Origin of the sequence: Mycolicibacterium peregrinum (genome assembly GCF_001665625.1) — a bacterium.
GTDB classification, from domain to species: Bacteria; Actinomycetota; Actinomycetes; order Mycobacteriales; family Mycobacteriaceae; genus Mycobacterium; species Mycobacterium peregrinum_B.
The window spans coordinates 1-17,445 of the sequence record NZ_LZSY01000078.1 but is presented as its reverse complement, the minus strand read 5'-3'; the positions used below and the strand labels follow the sequence as shown (position 1 = coordinate 17,445).

Here is a 17,445-nt window from a genome sequence, read left to right as displayed (position 1 = left end):
CATCCGGCAAGATGGCTGCCGTGGGGATAAACCTGTTGCCTTCTGCCCATCTCTCGGACGCCGACGTCGCGGGGGCGCTCGAGAATGCCGTGGCCGTGATCAACCCGGTACTCGACATCTTCACCCGATTCGACCCCTTCGGGCTGCGGCGGCGCACCCATCGCGAGGAGCCGGCCGAGGGCGCCGTCGGGAAGACCCTCGATGTCGCGGCCGCAGTGCTGAACTTCGCCGAACTGCCGGGCACCAAGGCCTGGGCCGAGATGGATCAGGACGGGCATGTGAAGTGGTGGGTGCATCGCGCCGGCGCGGTGACCACCATCCCTGTGGCATTCCCCGGTGCATTCGGGGTCATCGCCAACCGACTTCCGCTCCAGGACATCCTCGGGTTCTCCAACCAGGCCATCGTGTTGTGTGCGGTGGCCCGCGAGGACGGCGTCACCGACCTCGACGAGCAGGTGCGGTTACTCGGCGCGGTCCTGTGCGATCGTGGCCTCACCAACAGCCCCGCCGACGCCCCGGAACGGCCGCCGCAATCACTGCCGGAAAAACTCTGGGACTTCGCCGGCAGCGTGCGGGCCGCCGGCGAGGAGATCGCGAAAAGACCGCACCCGCAAAAGGTTTACCGGTACCTCGGGATGCTGCCCGGTGTCGGCGCGGTGGCCGCCTACTTCGGGGAGGTCAATGCCCTGCGACACGCAGCGCACGAGGGGGAGGGCTGGATCAGCGCGCGTTCTCCGCAGGAGCCGGCCCGAACTTGAAGATCAACGCGCTGATGGCCACCACCACGGCCGCCGCAGCGATCACCGGCGCAACCGTGAACTGCGACACCGTCCCCCCGAGCACCGCACCGACACACATCGTCAGCACCACGCCGTAACGGAGCTTCTCGCGGTCCCCGGTACCGCCGGCCAATCTGCTGTCGAAGCCGAGGCCGACGATCGTCTGCGTCAGCACCGTGGTGCTCAGCTCCTGAATACCGAACTGTCGCGCGGTCGCGTTCTGGATCCCGAAAGTCATCGCCAGAACGATCAAGATGAGTTTCCGGTTGTCGTCGTACGCCAGCACTCCCGTTCCGCAAAGGATCGAAAGCACGGTCAGCAGAACGACTTCCACACCCAACGCAGTTGTCAGCCAGTTCCGGACGTGGCTGTCGAGATGGCGCCGCAGCCGCCCACCCACCACCGTGCCCAGCACGAACCCCATGAACGCGACCAGCGCGCCCGTCACATCCACGCCGGAGTGCGGCACGAACCAGAACCCGAGGAAGATCACGTTTCCGGTCATGTTCGCGACGAACACGTGACCCAGCACCAACACACTGATGGCGTCCACGACCCCGGTCGCGAACGTCAACAACAGCAGGGCCACGACGGTTGACCGCTGTGTCACCGGTGAGGCGATGGCCATGCCTACATCCTCGCCGCTACAGCTGCGGAGACAAGTCCAATTGGGTCAACGTGGGCATCTGGGTGATGCGCCAATCACCATCGGTGCGCTGCAACATCAGCCGGAACGACAAATACCGCAGCGACGGAACGTTTTTGGTGACCGGACTGGTCGACACCGTGTTGGTGTAGACGATCGCGGTGGCCTCATTGCGGCCGATCGTCTCCACCGCGGTGCCCATCACCTCGGTGTTGTTGGTGACCTGCGCCTGCTTGTTGGTGGGCACGAGGGTATCGATGAACTGCCGGTACTGGGCGGCGAAGTCGTTGGACAGGTACCGCTCGGCCCGATCGGGCAGCGTCTCGATGTTGTCCGGGTTGTAGGTCCACAACGTCGTGATGGCATCGGCCGACGTCCGCGCCACCTGAAGCTTGGTGGCCACCAACGCCCGATCGGCCAGGTATGGCTGCAGCATCGCACCGCCGAAAGCCCCGGCCGCCACGAATACCGCCGCAGCGCATGCGGCGACGTACGTCAGCCGCTTGCCGGCCTCCCGGTGCGGAACCAGTACCTCGTCCTCGGCCGGCTCAACGTCGGCAGCATCCTCGGCCGGCTCAGCGTCGGCAGCGTCGATGCCGACTTCGGTATCCGACTCCTCCGTCGGCTCAGGTACAACGTCGGCCTCGGGTTCTGGCTCGGCCTCGGCATCACCTTCGGCCTCGGTCACGGCCTTACGGCGCGACTTACCCGTCGGGGTCCGACGTTCCGGAGCCGGCTCGGCCGTGGCTGTATCGTCCGCATCGTTCGTGTCGTCGGTGACGTCGGCGCCGTCGGCGTCCTCGGATTCAGTCACGGGCTCTGAGACCGATTCCTCGACCACCGCTTCGGCACGGCGACGCCGACCGAAACGCATTCTGCGGCGCGGCTTGTCAGGCTCGCCGGTGGTCAGATCACCTGAATCAGCTGGCTGATCTTCCACTGCTGTCCTTCCCAAATCGTCGTCGCAATCCAGCGGCTACCGCTTTCGACCACGGACTTGCCGTCCGGAGATCGTGTGCTGATCTTGGTCGCGACCAGCACGTCGGCGCTGCCGTTGTCGTTCCACCTCTGAATGCCGGCATCGAGCACAGCACCCTCTGTCGGCTCCGCGCGTGCCACCTGAACGACGATCTCGTTCTGCTTCTCCTGGAACATCTTTCGGAAATCACCGGTCGCCTGCTCTTTGATGCGATCGGCGTAGTCGTTGGCGTGGAACGGATCCAGCGTCGTATAGACCGTCATGAACTCACGCACGTAATCGAGCGCCCCGGCACTCTTGATCTCGGCACGGCGGTCGGATTCGTGACGCACCAGGATCAGGCTGCTGCCCACGATGGCGGCCGCGATGAGCAGGGCAGAGAGCATCCCGACGATCGGCAGACCCCAACGGATGGGTTCCTTGGGCTCCTTCGGTTCGACGGCGAAGTAGTCAGGCTGACCCGGCTCGATCCGGCGACGCGGGCTCACTGTCCGCCTCCGCTCAGTACCGGCCGCTTGAGCACCGTCAGGTTGTCGACCAGCCAATGATCGTCGGACTTCTTGAACTCCACCCGCACCGTCGCGGTGATGAACTTCAACTCCTGCGGATTGGTGCCGCGTTGACCCTGCAGCGCCACCAGCATGGTCGCCGCATCCTTCGTCACGCCGGGTAGCACCGCACTGCTCACGGCCCAGTAGTCGTTGGTCGTCGGTCCGGCTTTACGCACCGCGTCCTGCTGGGCAACCAGTTGCTGGCGGTAGTTGTCGGTGGTCAGCGCCTGTGCCTTGCTGAAATCCGCATCGACGGAATCCACCCCGTAGCTGAGTAGTTCCTCGACGATGCGCGGCCCCTGCTCGGCGATCTGCGCGCGGGACTGATCCACGGCCCGGTCCTGCCGGTACACCAGCAGATAGCCCAGCCCCACAGCGATTCCGCTGAGCAGCGCAAGCGTCAGCAACATCGCTCCGACGCGGCGGCGGACGTCGGACTCAGGCCGGTCGACGCGACGCACCTCGGTGCTTGTCAGCAGATCGGCGAACGTCCGGTGCCGCGAATCCCACAGCGGCCACAGCCAGCCCACGAACACGGCCGCGGTATCCAGCAGATGCGCGAGATCGCGCAGCAGCAGCCGCCCCAGCCCGGCATCGCCGGCCGAGGACACCACCCGGATGCCGAACACCGATCGGCCCGGGCTCCAGCCGGTCAACGCCGGCAACAGAATGCGATTCACACAAGAAACGGCCACCAGCAGGACCAGCCCGCCCGCGTATACCGCCCACCACAACCACTTGCCCAGGTCCGTGCCCTGGGCGACCAGCGTCGCCGTCACGATCAAACCGGCGGGCGCCAGCACATCGATGGCGAACGCCCCGGCCCGCGCCGGCCACGACGCCAACCGCACCCCGTCCGTTCCGGCGCCCTCGGCGGCCACCGGTCCGGCGTTGTCCAGCACAGCGGTCACGACGACGTGACCTGGTCGAGCCGCGCGACCTTGTAGTTGCCGTCCTCGGCGCGGGCCATCTTCACCCGCAGCCGATAACCCTGCTCTTCATCGGACTTCTCGCTGTTGGTGACCAGCACCCGCACCGCGACCAGCAGGTCCATCGACCCGTCGTCGTTGTGCTTCTCCACGGCCGCCCGCAGATCCGAAACCTTCACCTGCACGTTGGCGGCCTGATAGGCGTCGAGCAGCATGCCGCTGTAGAGGCCGGCCTGCGCGCCGAAGTCACCGGTCGCACATTCGATGATCTTGGTCTGGGCCTCGATCATCGCCTGGGTGTTGGGGGCCTGCGTGGCGGTCACACAGTCCTTGGCCGCCTGCAGGGCCTCGGCCTCGTCGCTGGCGATCCGTTCACTGTCCTGATGCGCACGCAGTGCCAGGTAGCCGCCGACACCGGCGGCCCCGGCCAAGACCAGCAGCCCGGCAAGGATCGCCGCCATCCAGCCCCGCCCGAGCCGGGAAGGCCGCGATGCGGCCTCCTCGGCGTCCGTGGCTGAGATCGGATCAGTGATCTCGGTGACGGCCTCCGCTTGCGGTTCGGTGGTGTGGGGGTCCTGCTGGTCGGCGAGGTTCAGCTGGCTGGCGCCAGCATCTCCTTCCATCCGTCATCTCCTGGTTTATTCGAGTTGGTGACGGAGTACTTCACACCGCCGGGACCGACCACCTCGCCGCTGGACGGACTATAGGTGGCGGTCGAACCTGCTGCCGGAGTGTAGATGCAGGGGTTCGGCTGCTGTCCACTACAACTCACATTGCCACCCCGCGGCGCGGTCAGCGGATCGCTGCGCATCGCCGTTGATTCCGGTGGTGGAAGCTGACTTGCCGGCAACGGGTTCATCCCATTATTCACCGAAGGCGCGGGAATGACCCGGCCCGGATCGACGGGCTGATCGCAGCGCGCGGCCGGAGCCGGGCAGTTGCGGATCTGATTCGGGTCGCCGTACCACGGGTTGGTGCCCAACGGCTGGTAAGGCTCGTCGCTACGGCACTCCGAGGGCGAGGCGGCCCGCTTACCGGGCACATCGGCACACGGGTAGTTACGCGCACCACGCACCGCGTTCGGCGCGTCCTTGGGGATCTTGCAGTACAGGCCTTCAGGCAGCGGAGCCGTGGACGTGTCCGCGGGCGAACGCCACTGCGAGGCCGGCAGGAACCCGGTCAGGCACGGCGGCGGCATGTTGATGCCGAGACCGAAGTGCAGCAGGCCCTTGGGCGCGAAGATCGTCGCGGTCTGGGCGACCGCACCACCCTGGGGCAGTGCCACCAGCACCTGCTCGACGTTCTTGTTGTAGCGCTTGAGCATGTCGATGACGATTTCCAGGTTCGCCAGCGTCTGCGGCAAGGACTCCTGGACGTCTCCGAACACCGAGTTCAGCTGGTCGGCTGTCGGTGCCGCCTGCTGGAGACCGCCACGCAACGCGGCATCGTTCTGAGCGCTCTGGGCGGCCAGCGTGTTCAGGTTCTTGGCCCACCGCGAGATCGCGTCACCCGAATTCACCTGGCTGTCGATGATCGGCCCGGAGTTCTCCACGATGTCGTTGACCGCACCGATGTTGTCCTTGAAGTCACCGGCGATCGCCTGGGTGGAATCGACCAGATGCTGCAGTGACGGCCCGAGCCCGCCGACCGCTGTGGCCGTCTCGTCCAGCAGCGTCGCGATCTTCTCCTTCGGCAGCGCCGCCAAGCCCTTCTGCGCGGCGTCGAGCGACGGGCCTACCTCGGCGGGCACGGTGCCCTTCTGGATCGTGTCGCCGCTGCGGAAGTACTCCTTCGCGCCGTCCTTGGAGACCAGGTCGATGAACTGCTCACCGACCGCCGACACCGAGTGCACGTTGGCGCTCGCGTCGATCGGCACCCGGAACTGGTTGTAGATGTCCATCTTGACGTGGGCGCCCTGCTCGGTGGGCTCCACCGAGGTCACCTTGCCGATCGTGGTTCCGCGATAGGTTACGTTGGCGGTGGCGTACAGACCGCCCGAGTTCGGGAGATTGGCGTTGAGTTGGTACATCCCGACGCCGGCCCAGGTCGGCAACCGCAGGTAGACCAATGCCAGCACGACCAGTGCTATCACCGTCAACACAGTGAACAGAACGAGCTGCATCTTGATGAAGCGGGTCAGCAACATGTCTCACTCCCCCCTTTCCACAAGCGGGCCGCCAGGTGCGTCGTGCGGGTTCGGCGTGAACCGGACATCCGGAATCATCGTCGACGGATCACGTCCCCAGGCCTGTTCAAGCGCACGGAGCATGCCCGAGACACCGGTACCGGACAGGAACGCGTTGTCCACCGAGCTCAGCGTCAGGTCGATCGTCAGCGACACGTTGATGTAGTCGCCGCGCACCGCCTTCGGGATGTTCTCGATGTTGAACGGCACCGTGAGGATCAGCTTGAGCGCCTCGACCAGGTACGGGGCCGAACGGGCCAACTGCTTGAGCGGCCGCTGCAGGTTCTGCAGGTTGGTGTGCAGGTTGGCGTTGCTGTTCGACAACGTGTCGTCAGCGGCCTTCGACAACCGGCCCAGCGAGGTCACCGCGTCGGCGAACAAATCGCGTGTGTCGGCGAAATGCTGGATCAGCGGCGGGAACTCGGTCAGCACCCGATCCAACGTGTCGTTGCGCGCGGCAACGATGTTCAACAGCCGGTTGGTCGAATCGATCGCCCGGGTGATGTCGTTGCGCTGCTGATTGAGCTCGTCGGTGAACGTGTCGAGCCGGCCCAGGAAGTCGCGGATCTGATCGGCACGACCGTTGAGGATGTTGAACACCTCGGTCTGGATGGTCTCGATGTTCGGGATGCCGCCGCCGGTCAGGATGCCGGAGATACCGGCCAGCGTCCGCTCGATCGTCGGGTACGCCGACGACTGCGACAACGGGATGGTGTCCCCGCTGCGCAGCATCTCCTTGGACGGGTCCTTGTCCGGCGGGTTGAGCTCCACGTGCTGCGAACCCAGCAAGCTGGTCTGGCCGATCTTGGCAAGGGTGTTCTTCGGCAGCTCGATGCCCGGCTCCAGGTCGACGGTCAACGTCGGAGTCCAGTTGATCAGCTCGATCTTGCGGACCCGGCCGACGAACACGTCGCGCACCCGCACCCGGCTGTTGGCGTTGAGCGCCAACGTCTCCGGCATCTGCACGTAGAGCGTGGTGCGGCCGGACTCGGTGCCCGGCCCACCCGGCAGCGGCACGTTGGCGACGCCGCGCCACTGCCCACACGAGGTGAGGATCAGCGCAGACGCCGACAACACCGCGACGCGTCTACCGACGCGACCCAAGCTACGTGTCTTCAGCCGACCTGTTTCTTCTTCGCGCAAGCGGCTCATCAGACCCGTTCGTTCTTCGCGCAAGCGGCTCATCAGCCCTGTCCTCCGACCTCGGCGGGCAACGCCGGTCCGGCGGGAGCCGGAGCCGGAGCGGCCGGTGCGGGACCCGACATCGGGTCACCCGGGATCACACCCGGTGCAGGCACCGGCGGCGGTCCGGGCTGCGGGTACCACGGCGGCGGCAGCGGATTGGTCTCGTTGTACGAGTTCGGCGGTCCGGGCAGGTTGCCTCCCGGAGGAGCGCCGAACGCCGGCGGGGCCGGCGGGGCCACGATGTCCGGGCCACCCATCAACTCGGACAACGATTCCGGCGTCAGCATCTGCTGCGTGGCCGGCTGCACCTGCACACCCTGCATGCCCGGCGCCACGGTCCAGCCCGGCTCATGGTTGCCGTGCGAGAACAACGTGTCGCGCGACCAGATACCGGGGACGGTGGTGTCCTTGTAACCGCCCGGCGGCTGCAGACGCGGATCCGAGTAGGAGATCTGCTTGGGCAGCGTCATCGCGGTGTTGGCCAGGTTCTGGCCGAACGGCAGGAAGTTGAACTTGATCGCGTCGAGGATCGGCGCCAGGTACTGCGCGCACAACTCGGCCGAATCCTGGTAGCCCAACCGGCTGCCCGCCTGGATCGAACTGCAGATGAACTGCAGCGGGTTGGAGAAGTTGGTCAGGCCCGGCAGAACCGGCAGACCCACGATGCCACCCTGATTGGGCGAGACGATGTTGAGCACGTTGGCGGCCAGGTTCGGGTAGGCATGCAGACCCGTCTCCAGGCCGTTGCGCGGCTCGGGCTGCAGGATCGCCGTCGTCGCCTCCGACAGGTTGTTCACGTCGTGAGTGAGCACGCCGCCGTTCTTGTCGAGGAACTCACGGGTGGTCTTGAGCACCTTGTTGAGATCCTGCAGGGCCGTTGCCAACTCCTGATCGGTGTTGGTGAACGAGTTGGTGAACTGCGCCAGATCGTTGTTGAGCGCCACGAACTGCTGATCGCTCTTGTGCAGGGCGTTGACGAACAACGCCAGGCTCTTGACCACCTGGAAGAAGTCGCCACGACCCTGGTTCAGCGTGGTCAGCGCCTCCGACAACCCGTTGAGGGTGCGGTTCAGCTGTTCACCCTTGCCCTGGAAGCCGTCGGCGAAGGACTCGATGATGTCGCCGAACGGACCCCTGGGCTGTTCGGCCGTCGGGCCCAGATCGTCGAGCAGACGCGTGATCTGGTTACGCAACTCGTCGTACTCGACCGGAATCTGGGTGTTCTCGATCGGGATCACCGCGTTGTTCTGCAACCGGGGTCCACCGGTGTAGGGCGGGGACAGCTGGATGACGCGCGAGGCCACCAGGCTGGGGTTCAGCACGGACGCCGTGACGTTCTCCGGCACCTTGTACTTGTTGCTGACGTGGAAGACGACCTTCATCTTGTCGCCGTCGGTCTCGATGCTGTCGATCGCGCCGACCTTGACACCCATGATGAGCACCTTGTCGCCGGGATACAGCGCAAGGACCTCGGGGAAGTACGCGGTGACCGTGGTGTTGGTCATCTTCTTGTACAGGCTCAGGCCGAAGTAGCCCAGCACCAGGGCAGCCACCACCGCCAGCGCACCGACGATGACAGATGCCCGTGATGCCTTGGGCAACTTGATGTTTCGAACGTTGAAAACTGTTGACATGTTTGCGGCCTATCCCTGCGACCCGGGCGGAAGGAACGGCGGGTTACCCGGAAGCGGCGGTGTACCCGCCGGCCCCGCGTCCGGCCCCGGTCCCGGTGGTGCCGGAGGAGCGTTCAGCGGTCCCGGGTGCGGTGCGTAACCCGGGATGGGTCCCGGTGCCACCGGCAACGGGGCGATCGGAACGGTCCGGGCTCCCGGCGGGCCGGGGAGCAGATCGACCGGCGCACCCGGCTGATCCGGGGGCATCTGACCGGGGATGGCCGCACTGGGCACACCCGGCGAATGCGCGATGCCGTCAGGATTCGGCGCCGAGGTTGCGAGGTCCGGCGGACCGTACTCCGGGCCACCGAATGGACCCTGGGTGGCCGCCGCGCACGGCATCGGGTTGCCCGGCGACGGGATTCCGGCCGCGGTCGGCGTGTACGAGCACGGCGACCCGGGCGGGACGGCAGGTCCCGGATGCTCCGGGGTGCCTTCCAGCGGTGTCGGGGCCGGCGGCGGAGCACCGTTCTCGAACCGCTTGCCGTTGGGATCGGGGAACCGCGCCGAGGGTAGGCCGGCGTTGCGCCAGAACTCCTCCGGGTCGATGCCGCGCTTCTTGAACGCGGAATCGACGAACGGCTGCAGGATCTGCGGCGGGATCAGGTTGACCAGCATCACCTTGAAGTACGGGCCGGAGGCCAGCGCCTCGGCGAGTGACGTGATGAACTTGCCCGCCACGGTCAGCGTGTCGGCCAGATCCTGCTTGCGCTCGACCAGCAGGTCGCTGACCGTGCGCAGCTGCTCCAGCACGTGATTGAGGTTCGGGTTGTCGTTGATCAGGCCCTCGACCTGACGCGACACCGATGACACCCGCTCCAGCAGCATGCTCACGGCCTGGCCGCGCTCGTTGACCGCGGCCAACAGGGTCTGGGCGTTCACCAGCAGCTGGTTCACCTGCGTGCTGCGGTCGCCGAGGATCGTGGCCACCTTGTTGGCGTTGGCCAGCAGCTTCTTGACGTCCTCGTCGCGCTTGCCGATGGTCTCGGAGAACTTGGCCACCCCGTCCAGCGCGGCACTCAGGTGCGGCGAGGTCTGATCGACGGTCTCCGACAGGACATTCAGCGAATCCTTGACCGACTTGGTGTCCCAACCCGACGCGTTGCGCGTGACATCGAGGAATGCGTCGTAGATCTGGTACGGCGTTGTCGTCTGGCCCAGCGGCAACATCCCGCGCGGCGGCAGCGTCTGGCTGCCGCGCGGCTGGATCTCGATGTTCTTACGACCCAGGATCGTGTCGGTACGGATCGCCGCACGGCTCTCGGTACCGATCGTCTTCCCGCCAAGGGTGTAGCCGATCTCGACCTTGTCGCCGTTGATGTCCATGCTCTTGACCGTGCCGACATCCATACCGGCGATGCGGACCTTGTCGCCCAGGCTCAGGCCCCCGGTATCGGAGAACTGGCCGTAGTACGTCGGGACCGCGAACAGCATCGGCACACTTGTCAGCGTCGAACCGACGCCGATCACCAGCGCCACCACCGCAACACCCATCAGGCCTTTGCGGAAGCGGTCGGAACCTTGCAGTGTCCTCATCGCGGCGTGCACCTCCCCGACGGCTGTGAAGCGAGTCTGACGGTTCGGACGGGCCCGCCCGGCTGCAACCCGTTGAGCTTCAACGAAAGGTCGCAGGCATAGAAGTTGAAGAAGTCACCGTAGATACCGCCGGCACGTCCGATGATCTTCAACGCCTGGGGGAACTGCACCAGGATGTCATTCAGCTGCTGCTTCTGGTCGATCAGCGGCTGCTGGATGACCTCGAGCTGACCGATGGTGTCCTTGAGCAGCGGGCGGTTGTCCCCCAGCAGATCTGCCAGTGAACCGGCCGCGTTGCTGATGTTGGCCACCGAGGCTCCGATCGGATCGGCGCGGTTCTTCAGCCCCGTGACCAGCGTCTCGAAGTTCTTCAGGGTGTCGTTGAACTGCTGCTGATGCGCCACGGTGGTGTCCAGCACGATGTTCAGGTTCTTGATCACCTCGCCGATCGCCTGATCCCGGTCGGCGATGCTCTGGGTGAGCTGCGCGGTCTGGTCCAGGATGTCGTTGATGGTGCCGCCCTGGCCCTGGAAGATCGTGATGATCGACTGGGAGATGGTGTTGACCTTCTCCGGGCTCAGCGACTGGAACAGCGGACGGAAGCCACCGACGAGCGCGTCGAGGTCCAGAGCCGGCTCGGTGCGCTCCAGCGGAATGGTGCTGCCGGGAGCGATCTTCGTGTTGCTCTCGCCCCGCTTGAGTTCCAGATAGCGGTTACCGATCAGGTCCTGGTAGCGGATCGCGGCCGTGGTCTCCTCGAACAGCGGCAGCGACTTCTCGACGTTGAACGTGACCTCGGCCTGCTGACCACCGTTGACCAGCTTCACGGCCGAGACCTTGCCGACCTCGACACCGGAAGCCCGGACGAACTGCCCGGTGCGCAACCCGCTGACGTTCTTGAAGATCGCCGAGTACTCGGAGGTCCGGTTGAACCGGATCTGGCCGAAGACCACGAAGATGATCGCAGTGAAGGTGAGCAGCACCAGTGAGAAGATGCCGAGCTTGATAAGCGTGCCCTTGATGCTCATGGGTTGATCGTGTTCTCCCCCACTTGGCGTCCCCACACATACTCGGCGACGAGAGGTTGCCCCAGCTCGAGGTGGTTGTACGGCGCGATCGATGCTCCGGTGTCCATCACCAGGTACGGCATGGGCCACAGGTCCTTTGTGATCGGCTGCCAGCAGCCGGGCCGGCCCTCGGGCCCGCCCTTGGCGTTGACCCGCGGCAGGTTGTCGGGATAGACGTACGGGTTGCCCACGCCCATCACCAGCGACTGGGTCTGCAGCGAGTAGCCGTTACCACCAAGTGCGCCTGCGAGTTTCGGGCCGGCGTCGTGGTAGTTGCGGATCGTGCAGAACAGCGCCGGGCTGTACTTGTCGAGCAGTGCCGAGGTGGGCAACAGGTCCTGGGCGCCGCGGACCAGGTACGGGCCGCCGCGCTCGAAGATGTCGCCGCCGGTGTTGCCGAAACCGACCGCAGCCACCAACGCCTGGTCCAGATTGCCGCGCTGCTCGTTGAGGGTGCGGGCGGTGGTGACGGCGTTGGTCAGACCGTCGAACAGGTCCGGTCCTGCGTTGGCGTAGACCTCGCCGAGGTCGGCCAGACCGGCGATGTCGCGACGGATCTGGGGCATCCGCGGATTGAGATCCGAGAGGATGTCGTTGCCGTTGACGATCGACTGGCCGAACTTGTCCCCCAGCCCGTCGAGGGCCTGCGCGGTCGCCGTCAGCGTCTGGTTCAGCTTGATCGGGTCGATCTGCTCGGAGATCGCGGTGATCGTTTCGAACAGCGTGTTGAACTCCGTCGTCACACCCTGCGCCCGGATCGGCGTGGAGGGCGACAAGCGCTCCGACGACGGGTTCGGCGGCGACAGGAACGAGATGTACTTGTTGCCGAACACCGTGGTGGCCCGCAACTCTGCGCTCACGTTCTCCGGGATCAGCTTCAGATACTGGGGTTTGACGTCCAGGATCAGCTTCGCCTCGGGGTTGTTGTCGACGGTGACGACGTCGATCGAGGCCAGTCGCCCGATGGGCACCCCGTTGAAGGTGACCTTCGAACCCGGGTCCATCGACAGACCGGCCCGACCCGACAGCACGGTCAGCTGTGTCTTCTTCTCGAACGTTCCGCGGAACTGCATCCACGTCAACGCGAAGACCACCATGGTGACGAGGGCGAGGATCAAGCCGGCCAGCTTGTACGGCGGGACCTTCGGCTTGTTCAAGGGCGCGTGCGGCACTGCAGGCTGGGTCATGCCGCTACACCGTGAGGTTGAAGTTGGGGTCGGTGCCGTAGAGCGCCAACGATGCCAACAGGACCACCAACACGATTGCGATCAACGAGGTTCGCATCGACCTCCCTACTGCCTCACCCACACCGACGGCACCGCCACTGGCGTAATAGCCGAAGTAGCAGTGGTTCAACATGACCACGATCGACATGACGATGACCTGAAGGAAGGACCACATCACGTCGTCGACGCGTAGGAACGTATGGAAGTAGTGCTCATACGTACCGACTGACTGCGAGTAGAAGACCGTCGTGACGAACTGCGCAGACAGGAAGGACAGCAGGACCGCCCCGGCGTACAGCGGGATGATGACGATCGAGCCGGCGATCAGGCGAGTCGACACCAGGTACGAAATCGACCTGATACCCATGACTTCCAGCGCATCGACCTCTTCGCTGATCCGCATGGCACCAAGCTCTGCGGTGGCACCGGCGCCGACTGTCGAAGCCAGGGCCTGACCCGTGACCACCGGGGCAACGACGCGGATGTTTGCCAACGCGGCGAAGAAGCCGGTGAAGGCCTCGACACCGATATTGCCCAGGGATGCGAAGCCCTGAATGGCGATCAAGGAGCCGGCCGACAGCGTGACGAAACCGATGATGGCCACGGTGCCGCCGATGACGGCCATGGCGCCGGTACCCATACCGATCTCGGCGACCAAGCGCAGGGCCTCACGACGGTAGTGCCGGAACGCATGCGGGATGGAGCCGATGGCCTGGACGACGAACCACGCGACGTGGCCCATGCTGTCGAGGAACCGGGCCGGAGTGCCCGCGATGTCCGAGGTCCGCGAGAAAGCCCGGGGGAACCGGGAGCGAAGAACTGTTGCAGTACTCATGTCAGTGCCCTGTTCCGAACCGCACACCGATGGTGGTGAGCACGACGTTGACTGCGAACAATGCCACCACGCACAACACCAGGGTCTCGTTCACCGCGGTACCGACGCCCTTGGAGCCACCGGCCACCGTCAGGCCCCGGTAGCAGCCGACGAGTCCGGCGATCAGGCCGAACAAGGTTGCCTTGATGACCGAGATCATCACCTCGGGGAATCCGGTGAGCAGGGTCAGGGTGGACACGTACGCACCGGCGGACACGTTCTGGACGTACACGCCGAAGAAGAAGCCACCGATGAGGCCGATGGTGATGACCGCACCGTTGAGCATGAAAGCCACGAATGTGGAGGCCACCACGCGCGGGACGACCAGCCGCTCGATCGGGTCGATGCCGAGCACCTCGAGCGCGTCGATTTCTTCACGCACGGTGCGGGCTCCGAGGTCTGCGCAAATTGCGGTCGATCCGGCGCCGGCCACCACGAGCACGGTCACCAGCGGACCGAGCTGCGTCACCGCACCGAGGGCCGCGCCCGCGCCTGAAACATCGGCTGCACCGAACTCCGCCAACAGGATGTTGAGGGTGAAGATGATGAGCACGGTCAGCGGGATCGACACCGCGAGCGTTGGCAGGAATGCCACGCGGATCAGGAACCAGCTCTGAAGCACGAATTCCTTCCACTGGAAAGGCCGTGTGAGAAAGGCCTTTCCAGTGAGCACAGTCATCTTGAAGAAGCCACCGACCATAGCCAGCGGCTTCTCCAATTGACCACGTACGTAGCCGACGAGCCCGTCGGCGGGCGCCGTCACCGGTGCGCCCCCTGGACGTGTCGCACGCCCCCTCCTCGTCGCCTGTCAGCTTGTGTGATCCGTCTCTCCCTACTCACGAGTAGTAATTGAGACCACCGGACTGTACCCGATGGAAACCGGGCCGTGCACTGCATCGGGTGGATTGTGCCATCAACCGTTAACAAGGGCGTGCAAAGACAGCAAACTTTCCCCGCGACCTGCAGAAACCCGTTGACGCGGAGTTACTTTCGTAAACGTCAACCGCTACTGGACGTTGATCGGAGAACCGAACCGCTCCCGGAGTTCGGTCTTGAGTACCTTGCCCGACGGGTTGCGGGGCAAAGCGTCGACGATCTCGATCGCCTTCGGGTGCTTGTAGCGCGCCAGGCGCTCGGTGAGGAAGCCGTCGAGATCCCCGAGGTTCAGTGCATCGCCTCGACTCAAAGCAGCCACCGCAACCGGAACTTCGCCCCACTTCTCGTCGTGGCGCCCGATCACCGCGACCTCGGTGATGGCGGGATGACCGGCCAGAACGTTCTCGACCTCGGCGCAGTAGATGTTCTCGCCGCCGGAGATGATCATGTCCTTCTTGCGGTCGACAACCCAGATGTAGCCCTCCGCGTCCTGGCGCACCAGATCGCCCGAGTGGAACCAGCCGCCGGCGAACGCCTCGGCGGTGGCCTTCGGGTTGTTCCAGTAGCCCGCCATCAAAGTCGGGGCGCGGTAGACGATCTCACCGACGTCGCCGACCGGGACGTCGTTCATGTTCTCGTCCACGATGCGGGCCGAAACGGTGGGGATCACCTGACCGACCGAGCCCAGCTTCCGAATTGCGTCGTCTGCCAACAACATGCAGGTGACCGGTGACATCTCGGTCTGCCCGAACGCAGCGAGGATCTGGCTGCCCGGGAACGTCTCGGCCATTGCGCGTAGCAACGTGTCCGACGCCGGCGCAGCACCCCACGACAGCGACCGCAGGCACAGGTCGCGCGGATTGGCTTTCTGCTCGGCACAAACCGCCTGCCACTGCGCGGGCACCAGGAAGATCGCGGTGACCTTCTCTGCCGCGAGTACGTCGAGCAACGCACCCGGGTCGAACGCGCCGAGCGGATAGATGACCGTCGGCAGGCCGAGGGTCAGACCTGTGTTCACGTTTCCGGCGACACCGGCGATGTGGAACAGCGGGACTCCGATGAAGCCGACGTCGTTGTTGATGTCGACACCGGTGGTGAAGAGGTTGGTCATGCCCTGTCCGACCAAGTTGTTGTGCGTCAGCACCGCACCCTTGGGCCGGCCGGTGGTGCCGGAGGTGTACATGATGAGCGCCGGGGCATCGCTGGGGATGTCGACCGGTTCGACGGGCGGGCCGTCTTCGGCGATCAGGTCCTCGTAGCCGAGGACGCCTTCTTCTGTGGGGGCGTCGGCCACGATGACCGTTGACAGCGTGGCATCGAGATCGCGTACCGCCGTGGCGACTCCGGCGAGCACGGGCTCGGTGACGATGACGCGGGCCTCGCAGTCGCTGACCAGGAACGCCACCTCGGGCGGGGTCATCCGGAAGTTCACCGGCACTGCGATCGCGCCGAGCTTGTTGGCCGCCAGCATCGCCTCGATGAACTCGGGGCGGTTCAGCATCAGGATCAGCACGCGGTCGCCGAAACCGATCCCGCGCCGGCTCAGGGCGCCGGCCAACCTGGTCACCCGGTGGTCGAGCTCGCGCCACGTGGTGGTGTGCCCCAGGAAGCGCAGGGCCGTCTTTTCGGGCTGCATCAAGGCATGCCGGGTCAGTTGGTTGGCCCAGTTCTGACGACGGGCCAGGTATGGCTGCTCAGTGGGGAACGGCTCGGCAGTCAACGGATCTGTACTCCATGGGTATTGAGTTGCGCGAATTTTATATTTGATCAAACATGGGGTTGCCCCGGTCACACTATGGCCTCGGCGCCTCGGCGACAAGCCCACCAGAAAGGCGACCGGATTCGCGTGAATGCACCTGCCAGAACGGCCGTGCAACGTCGTCGCGGAGGGCGGCGCGAGCAACTTTCCGACGAGGTTGCCGCCCAACTGCGCGCCGAGATCATGACCGGCGTACTACGCCCCGGGACGTTCATCCGGCTCGACGAGACCGCGGCGGCACTAGGAGTCAGCATCACCCCGGTGCGGGAGGCACTGCGCACGCTCCGCGGTGAGGGCATGGTGCAGTTGGAGCCGAACCGCGGACACGTCGTGGTGCCACTGACCCGCGCCGACGTCGAGGACATCTTCTGGCTGCAGGCCACCATCGCGCGAAAGCTGGCCGCCACCGCCACAGCCCGCATCACCGCGGCCCAGATCGACGAGTTGGAGCAGCTCAACGCCGACCTCGCCGCGGCGGTCAAGGAGCAGGACCCCGTGGCGATCTCGTCAGCCGAGTTCACCTTCCACCGGGCCTTCAACCACGCCAGCGGCCGGATCAAGCTGGCCTGGTTCCTGCTGCACGTCGCGCGGTACCTGCCCGCGCTGATCTACTCGACCGATCCGAAGTGGGGCACCGAAGCCGTCGAGAACCACCGGCTCCTGATCGATGCGCTGCGCCGGCGCGATGCGGACGCCGCGGTGGAGCTCAACGCCAACCAGTTCACCGACGCCGCCCAGCGGCTGATCGCGCGGCTGAACGAGATCGGGATGTGGGACTGACGGCGCGGAGCCGGGCCGGCTGTGTGTCCGCGTCGGCGTGTCGGCCCGGGAAACCAGTGTTCGACCTGCCCGCCTACGAGCGACAATCCAGCGACAATCGCCTCACACACATCGTCAGCATCGGCGGTCACATCAACGATCAACACATGCGCCACTCCAGGTCAAACCAGCCTCGCGTGTAACAGAAATCGGGTTGCCCACCTATCAGCGACAGTGTCGCTGACAGGTGGGCAACGAACTACTGGGGCCCATGGGCTCTCAGATGCAGGAGTGGCAAAAACGCGCAGCGACAATGAGCTTGCGGTGGCGCATGATGCCCCCGTGGCGATTGTCGCTGGATTGTCGCTAACAGTCGGGCACATCGGATATCCCCCGGAAATCCGGGACCGGCATGAGTGTC

16 protein-coding genes are annotated in these 17,445 nt (G+C 65.3%); 2 read left to right on the top strand and 14 right to left on the bottom strand.

From position 1 onward, the window contains the following. Positions 1 to 20: 20 nt before the first annotated feature. Positions 21 to 758 (top strand): hypothetical protein, encoded by a 738-nt coding sequence (locus A5779_RS09800; RefSeq protein ID WP_110777075.1) that lies wholly within the window; start codon positions 21 to 23, stop codon positions 756 to 758. Here A5779_RS09800 and A5779_RS09795 read toward each other — a convergent pair. The 14 genes from A5779_RS09795 to fadD5 all read right to left on the bottom strand — a co-directional run bounded on the left by A5779_RS09795 (position 721) and on the right by fadD5 (position 16,226). Next, on the bottom strand, positions 721 to 1,407 hold the full coding sequence (locus A5779_RS09795; RefSeq protein WP_064881280.1) for a YoaK family protein: 687 nt from the start codon (positions 1,405 to 1,407) through the stop codon (positions 721 to 723). The genes A5779_RS09800 and A5779_RS09795 overlap by 38 nt on opposite strands. A gap of 16 nt (positions 1,408 to 1,423) precedes the next feature. Next, on the bottom strand, positions 1,424 to 2,365 hold the full coding sequence (locus A5779_RS09790) for a hypothetical protein (protein WP_064881278.1): 942 nt from the start codon (positions 2,363 to 2,365) through the stop codon (positions 1,424 to 1,426). Next, positions 2,332 to 2,892, bottom strand: a complete 561-nt coding sequence (locus A5779_RS09785; RefSeq protein ID WP_064881336.1) for an Rv1363c family protein — start codon at positions 2,890 to 2,892, stop codon at positions 2,332 to 2,334. The genes A5779_RS09790 and A5779_RS09785 overlap by 34 nt, the downstream gene beginning before the upstream one ends. Next, entirely contained in the window at positions 2,889 to 3,866 is a 978-nt protein-coding gene (locus tag A5779_RS09780) for an RDD family protein (RefSeq protein ID WP_064881276.1), read from the bottom strand. The genes A5779_RS09785 and A5779_RS09780 overlap by 4 nt, the downstream gene beginning before the upstream one ends. After that, positions 3,863 to 4,507, bottom strand: coding sequence for an Rv1363c family protein (locus A5779_RS09775; protein ID WP_064881274.1), 645 nt, complete (start codon positions 4,505 to 4,507; stop codon positions 3,863 to 3,865). Before A5779_RS09775 ends, A5779_RS09780 begins: the two co-directional genes overlap by 4 nt. Next, positions 4,477 to 6,027 carry an MCE family protein gene (locus A5779_RS09770; RefSeq protein WP_064881334.1) on the bottom strand — a complete coding sequence of 517 codons (1,551 nt, stop codon included), beginning with the start codon at positions 6,025 to 6,027 and terminating at the stop codon, positions 4,477 to 4,479. The genes A5779_RS09775 and A5779_RS09770 overlap by 31 nt, the downstream gene beginning before the upstream one ends. Before the next feature lie 6 nt (positions 6,028 to 6,033). Further along, positions 6,034 to 7,221: a virulence factor Mce family protein gene (locus A5779_RS09765; protein WP_082941621.1), complete on the bottom strand. Its 1,188-nt coding sequence runs from the start codon at positions 7,219 to 7,221 to the stop codon at positions 6,034 to 6,036. 32 nt (positions 7,222 to 7,253) lie between these two features. Further along, positions 7,254 to 8,888 carry a virulence factor Mce family protein gene (locus tag A5779_RS09760; protein ID WP_064881272.1) on the bottom strand — a complete coding sequence of 545 codons (1,635 nt, stop codon included), beginning with the start codon at positions 8,886 to 8,888 and terminating at the stop codon, positions 7,254 to 7,256. A 9-nt stretch (positions 8,889 to 8,897) separates the two neighbouring features. Beyond that, positions 8,898 to 10,463: a virulence factor Mce family protein gene (locus A5779_RS09755; RefSeq protein WP_064881332.1), complete on the bottom strand. Its 1,566-nt coding sequence runs from the start codon at positions 10,461 to 10,463 to the stop codon at positions 8,898 to 8,900. Continuing rightward, positions 10,460 to 11,491 carry an MCE family protein gene (locus tag A5779_RS09750; protein ID WP_064881270.1) on the bottom strand — a complete coding sequence of 344 codons (1,032 nt, stop codon included), beginning with the start codon at positions 11,489 to 11,491 and terminating at the stop codon, positions 10,460 to 10,462. The genes A5779_RS09755 and A5779_RS09750 overlap by 4 nt, the downstream gene beginning before the upstream one ends. Then, positions 11,488 to 12,717: an MCE family protein gene (locus A5779_RS09745; protein WP_064881268.1), complete on the bottom strand. Its 1,230-nt coding sequence runs from the start codon at positions 12,715 to 12,717 to the stop codon at positions 11,488 to 11,490. The genes A5779_RS09750 and A5779_RS09745 overlap by 4 nt, the downstream gene beginning before the upstream one ends. 4 nt (positions 12,718 to 12,721) lie before the next feature. Next, the gene (locus A5779_RS09740; protein WP_064881265.1) at positions 12,722 to 13,591 is read right to left on the bottom strand and encodes an MlaE family ABC transporter permease; all 870 of its coding nucleotides are present in this window, start codon (positions 13,589 to 13,591) and stop codon (positions 12,722 to 12,724) included. A gap of 1 nt (position 13,592) precedes the next feature. Further along, a complete protein-coding gene (locus A5779_RS09735) occupies positions 13,593 to 14,393 on the bottom strand; it encodes an MlaE family ABC transporter permease (RefSeq protein ID WP_036443857.1) in 801 nt (266 codons plus the stop codon). Positions 14,394 to 14,636: 243 nt separating this feature from the next. After that, positions 14,637 to 16,226, bottom strand: coding sequence for a fatty-acid--CoA ligase FadD5 (gene fadD5, locus A5779_RS09730; RefSeq protein ID WP_064881262.1), 1,590 nt, complete (start codon positions 16,224 to 16,226; stop codon positions 14,637 to 14,639). Between the two features lie 126 nt (positions 16,227 to 16,352). Here fadD5 and A5779_RS09725 point away from each other — a divergent pair, with 126 nt between their 5' ends. Then, the gene (locus tag A5779_RS09725; protein ID WP_082941620.1) at positions 16,353 to 17,045 is read left to right on the top strand and encodes a GntR family transcriptional regulator; all 693 of its coding nucleotides are present in this window, start codon (positions 16,353 to 16,355) and stop codon (positions 17,043 to 17,045) included. Positions 17,046 to 17,445 lie beyond the last annotated feature (400 nt).

Bases quoted from the DNA above. Each gene is read 5' to 3' on its own strand.
- A5779_RS09795 (WP_064881280.1), bottom strand. From the start codon at position 1,407: ATGGCCATCGCCTCACCGGTGACACAGCGGTCAACCGTCGTGGCCCTG.
- A5779_RS09775 (WP_064881274.1), bottom strand. From the start codon at position 4,507: ATGGAAGGAGATGCTGGCGCCAGCCAGCTGAACCTCGCCGACCAGCAG.
- A5779_RS09765 (WP_082941621.1), bottom strand. From the start codon at position 7,221: ATGAGCCGCTTGCGCGAAGAAGAAACAGGTCGGCTGAAGACACGTAGC.
- A5779_RS09760 (WP_064881272.1), bottom strand. From the start codon at position 8,888: ATGTCAACAGTTTTCAACGTTCGAAACATCAAGTTGCCCAAGGCATCA.
- A5779_RS09755 (WP_064881332.1), bottom strand. From the start codon at position 10,463: ATGAGGACACTGCAAGGTTCCGACCGCTTCCGCAAAGGCCTGATGGGT.
- A5779_RS09750 (WP_064881270.1), bottom strand. From the start codon at position 11,491: ATGAGCATCAAGGGCACGCTTATCAAGCTCGGCATCTTCTCACTGGTG.
- A5779_RS09745 (WP_064881268.1), bottom strand. From the start codon at position 12,717: ATGACCCAGCCTGCAGTGCCGCACGCGCCCTTGAACAAGCCGAAGGTC.
- A5779_RS09740 (WP_064881265.1), bottom strand. From the start codon at position 13,591: ATGAGTACTGCAACAGTTCTTCGCTCCCGGTTCCCCCGGGCTTTCTCG.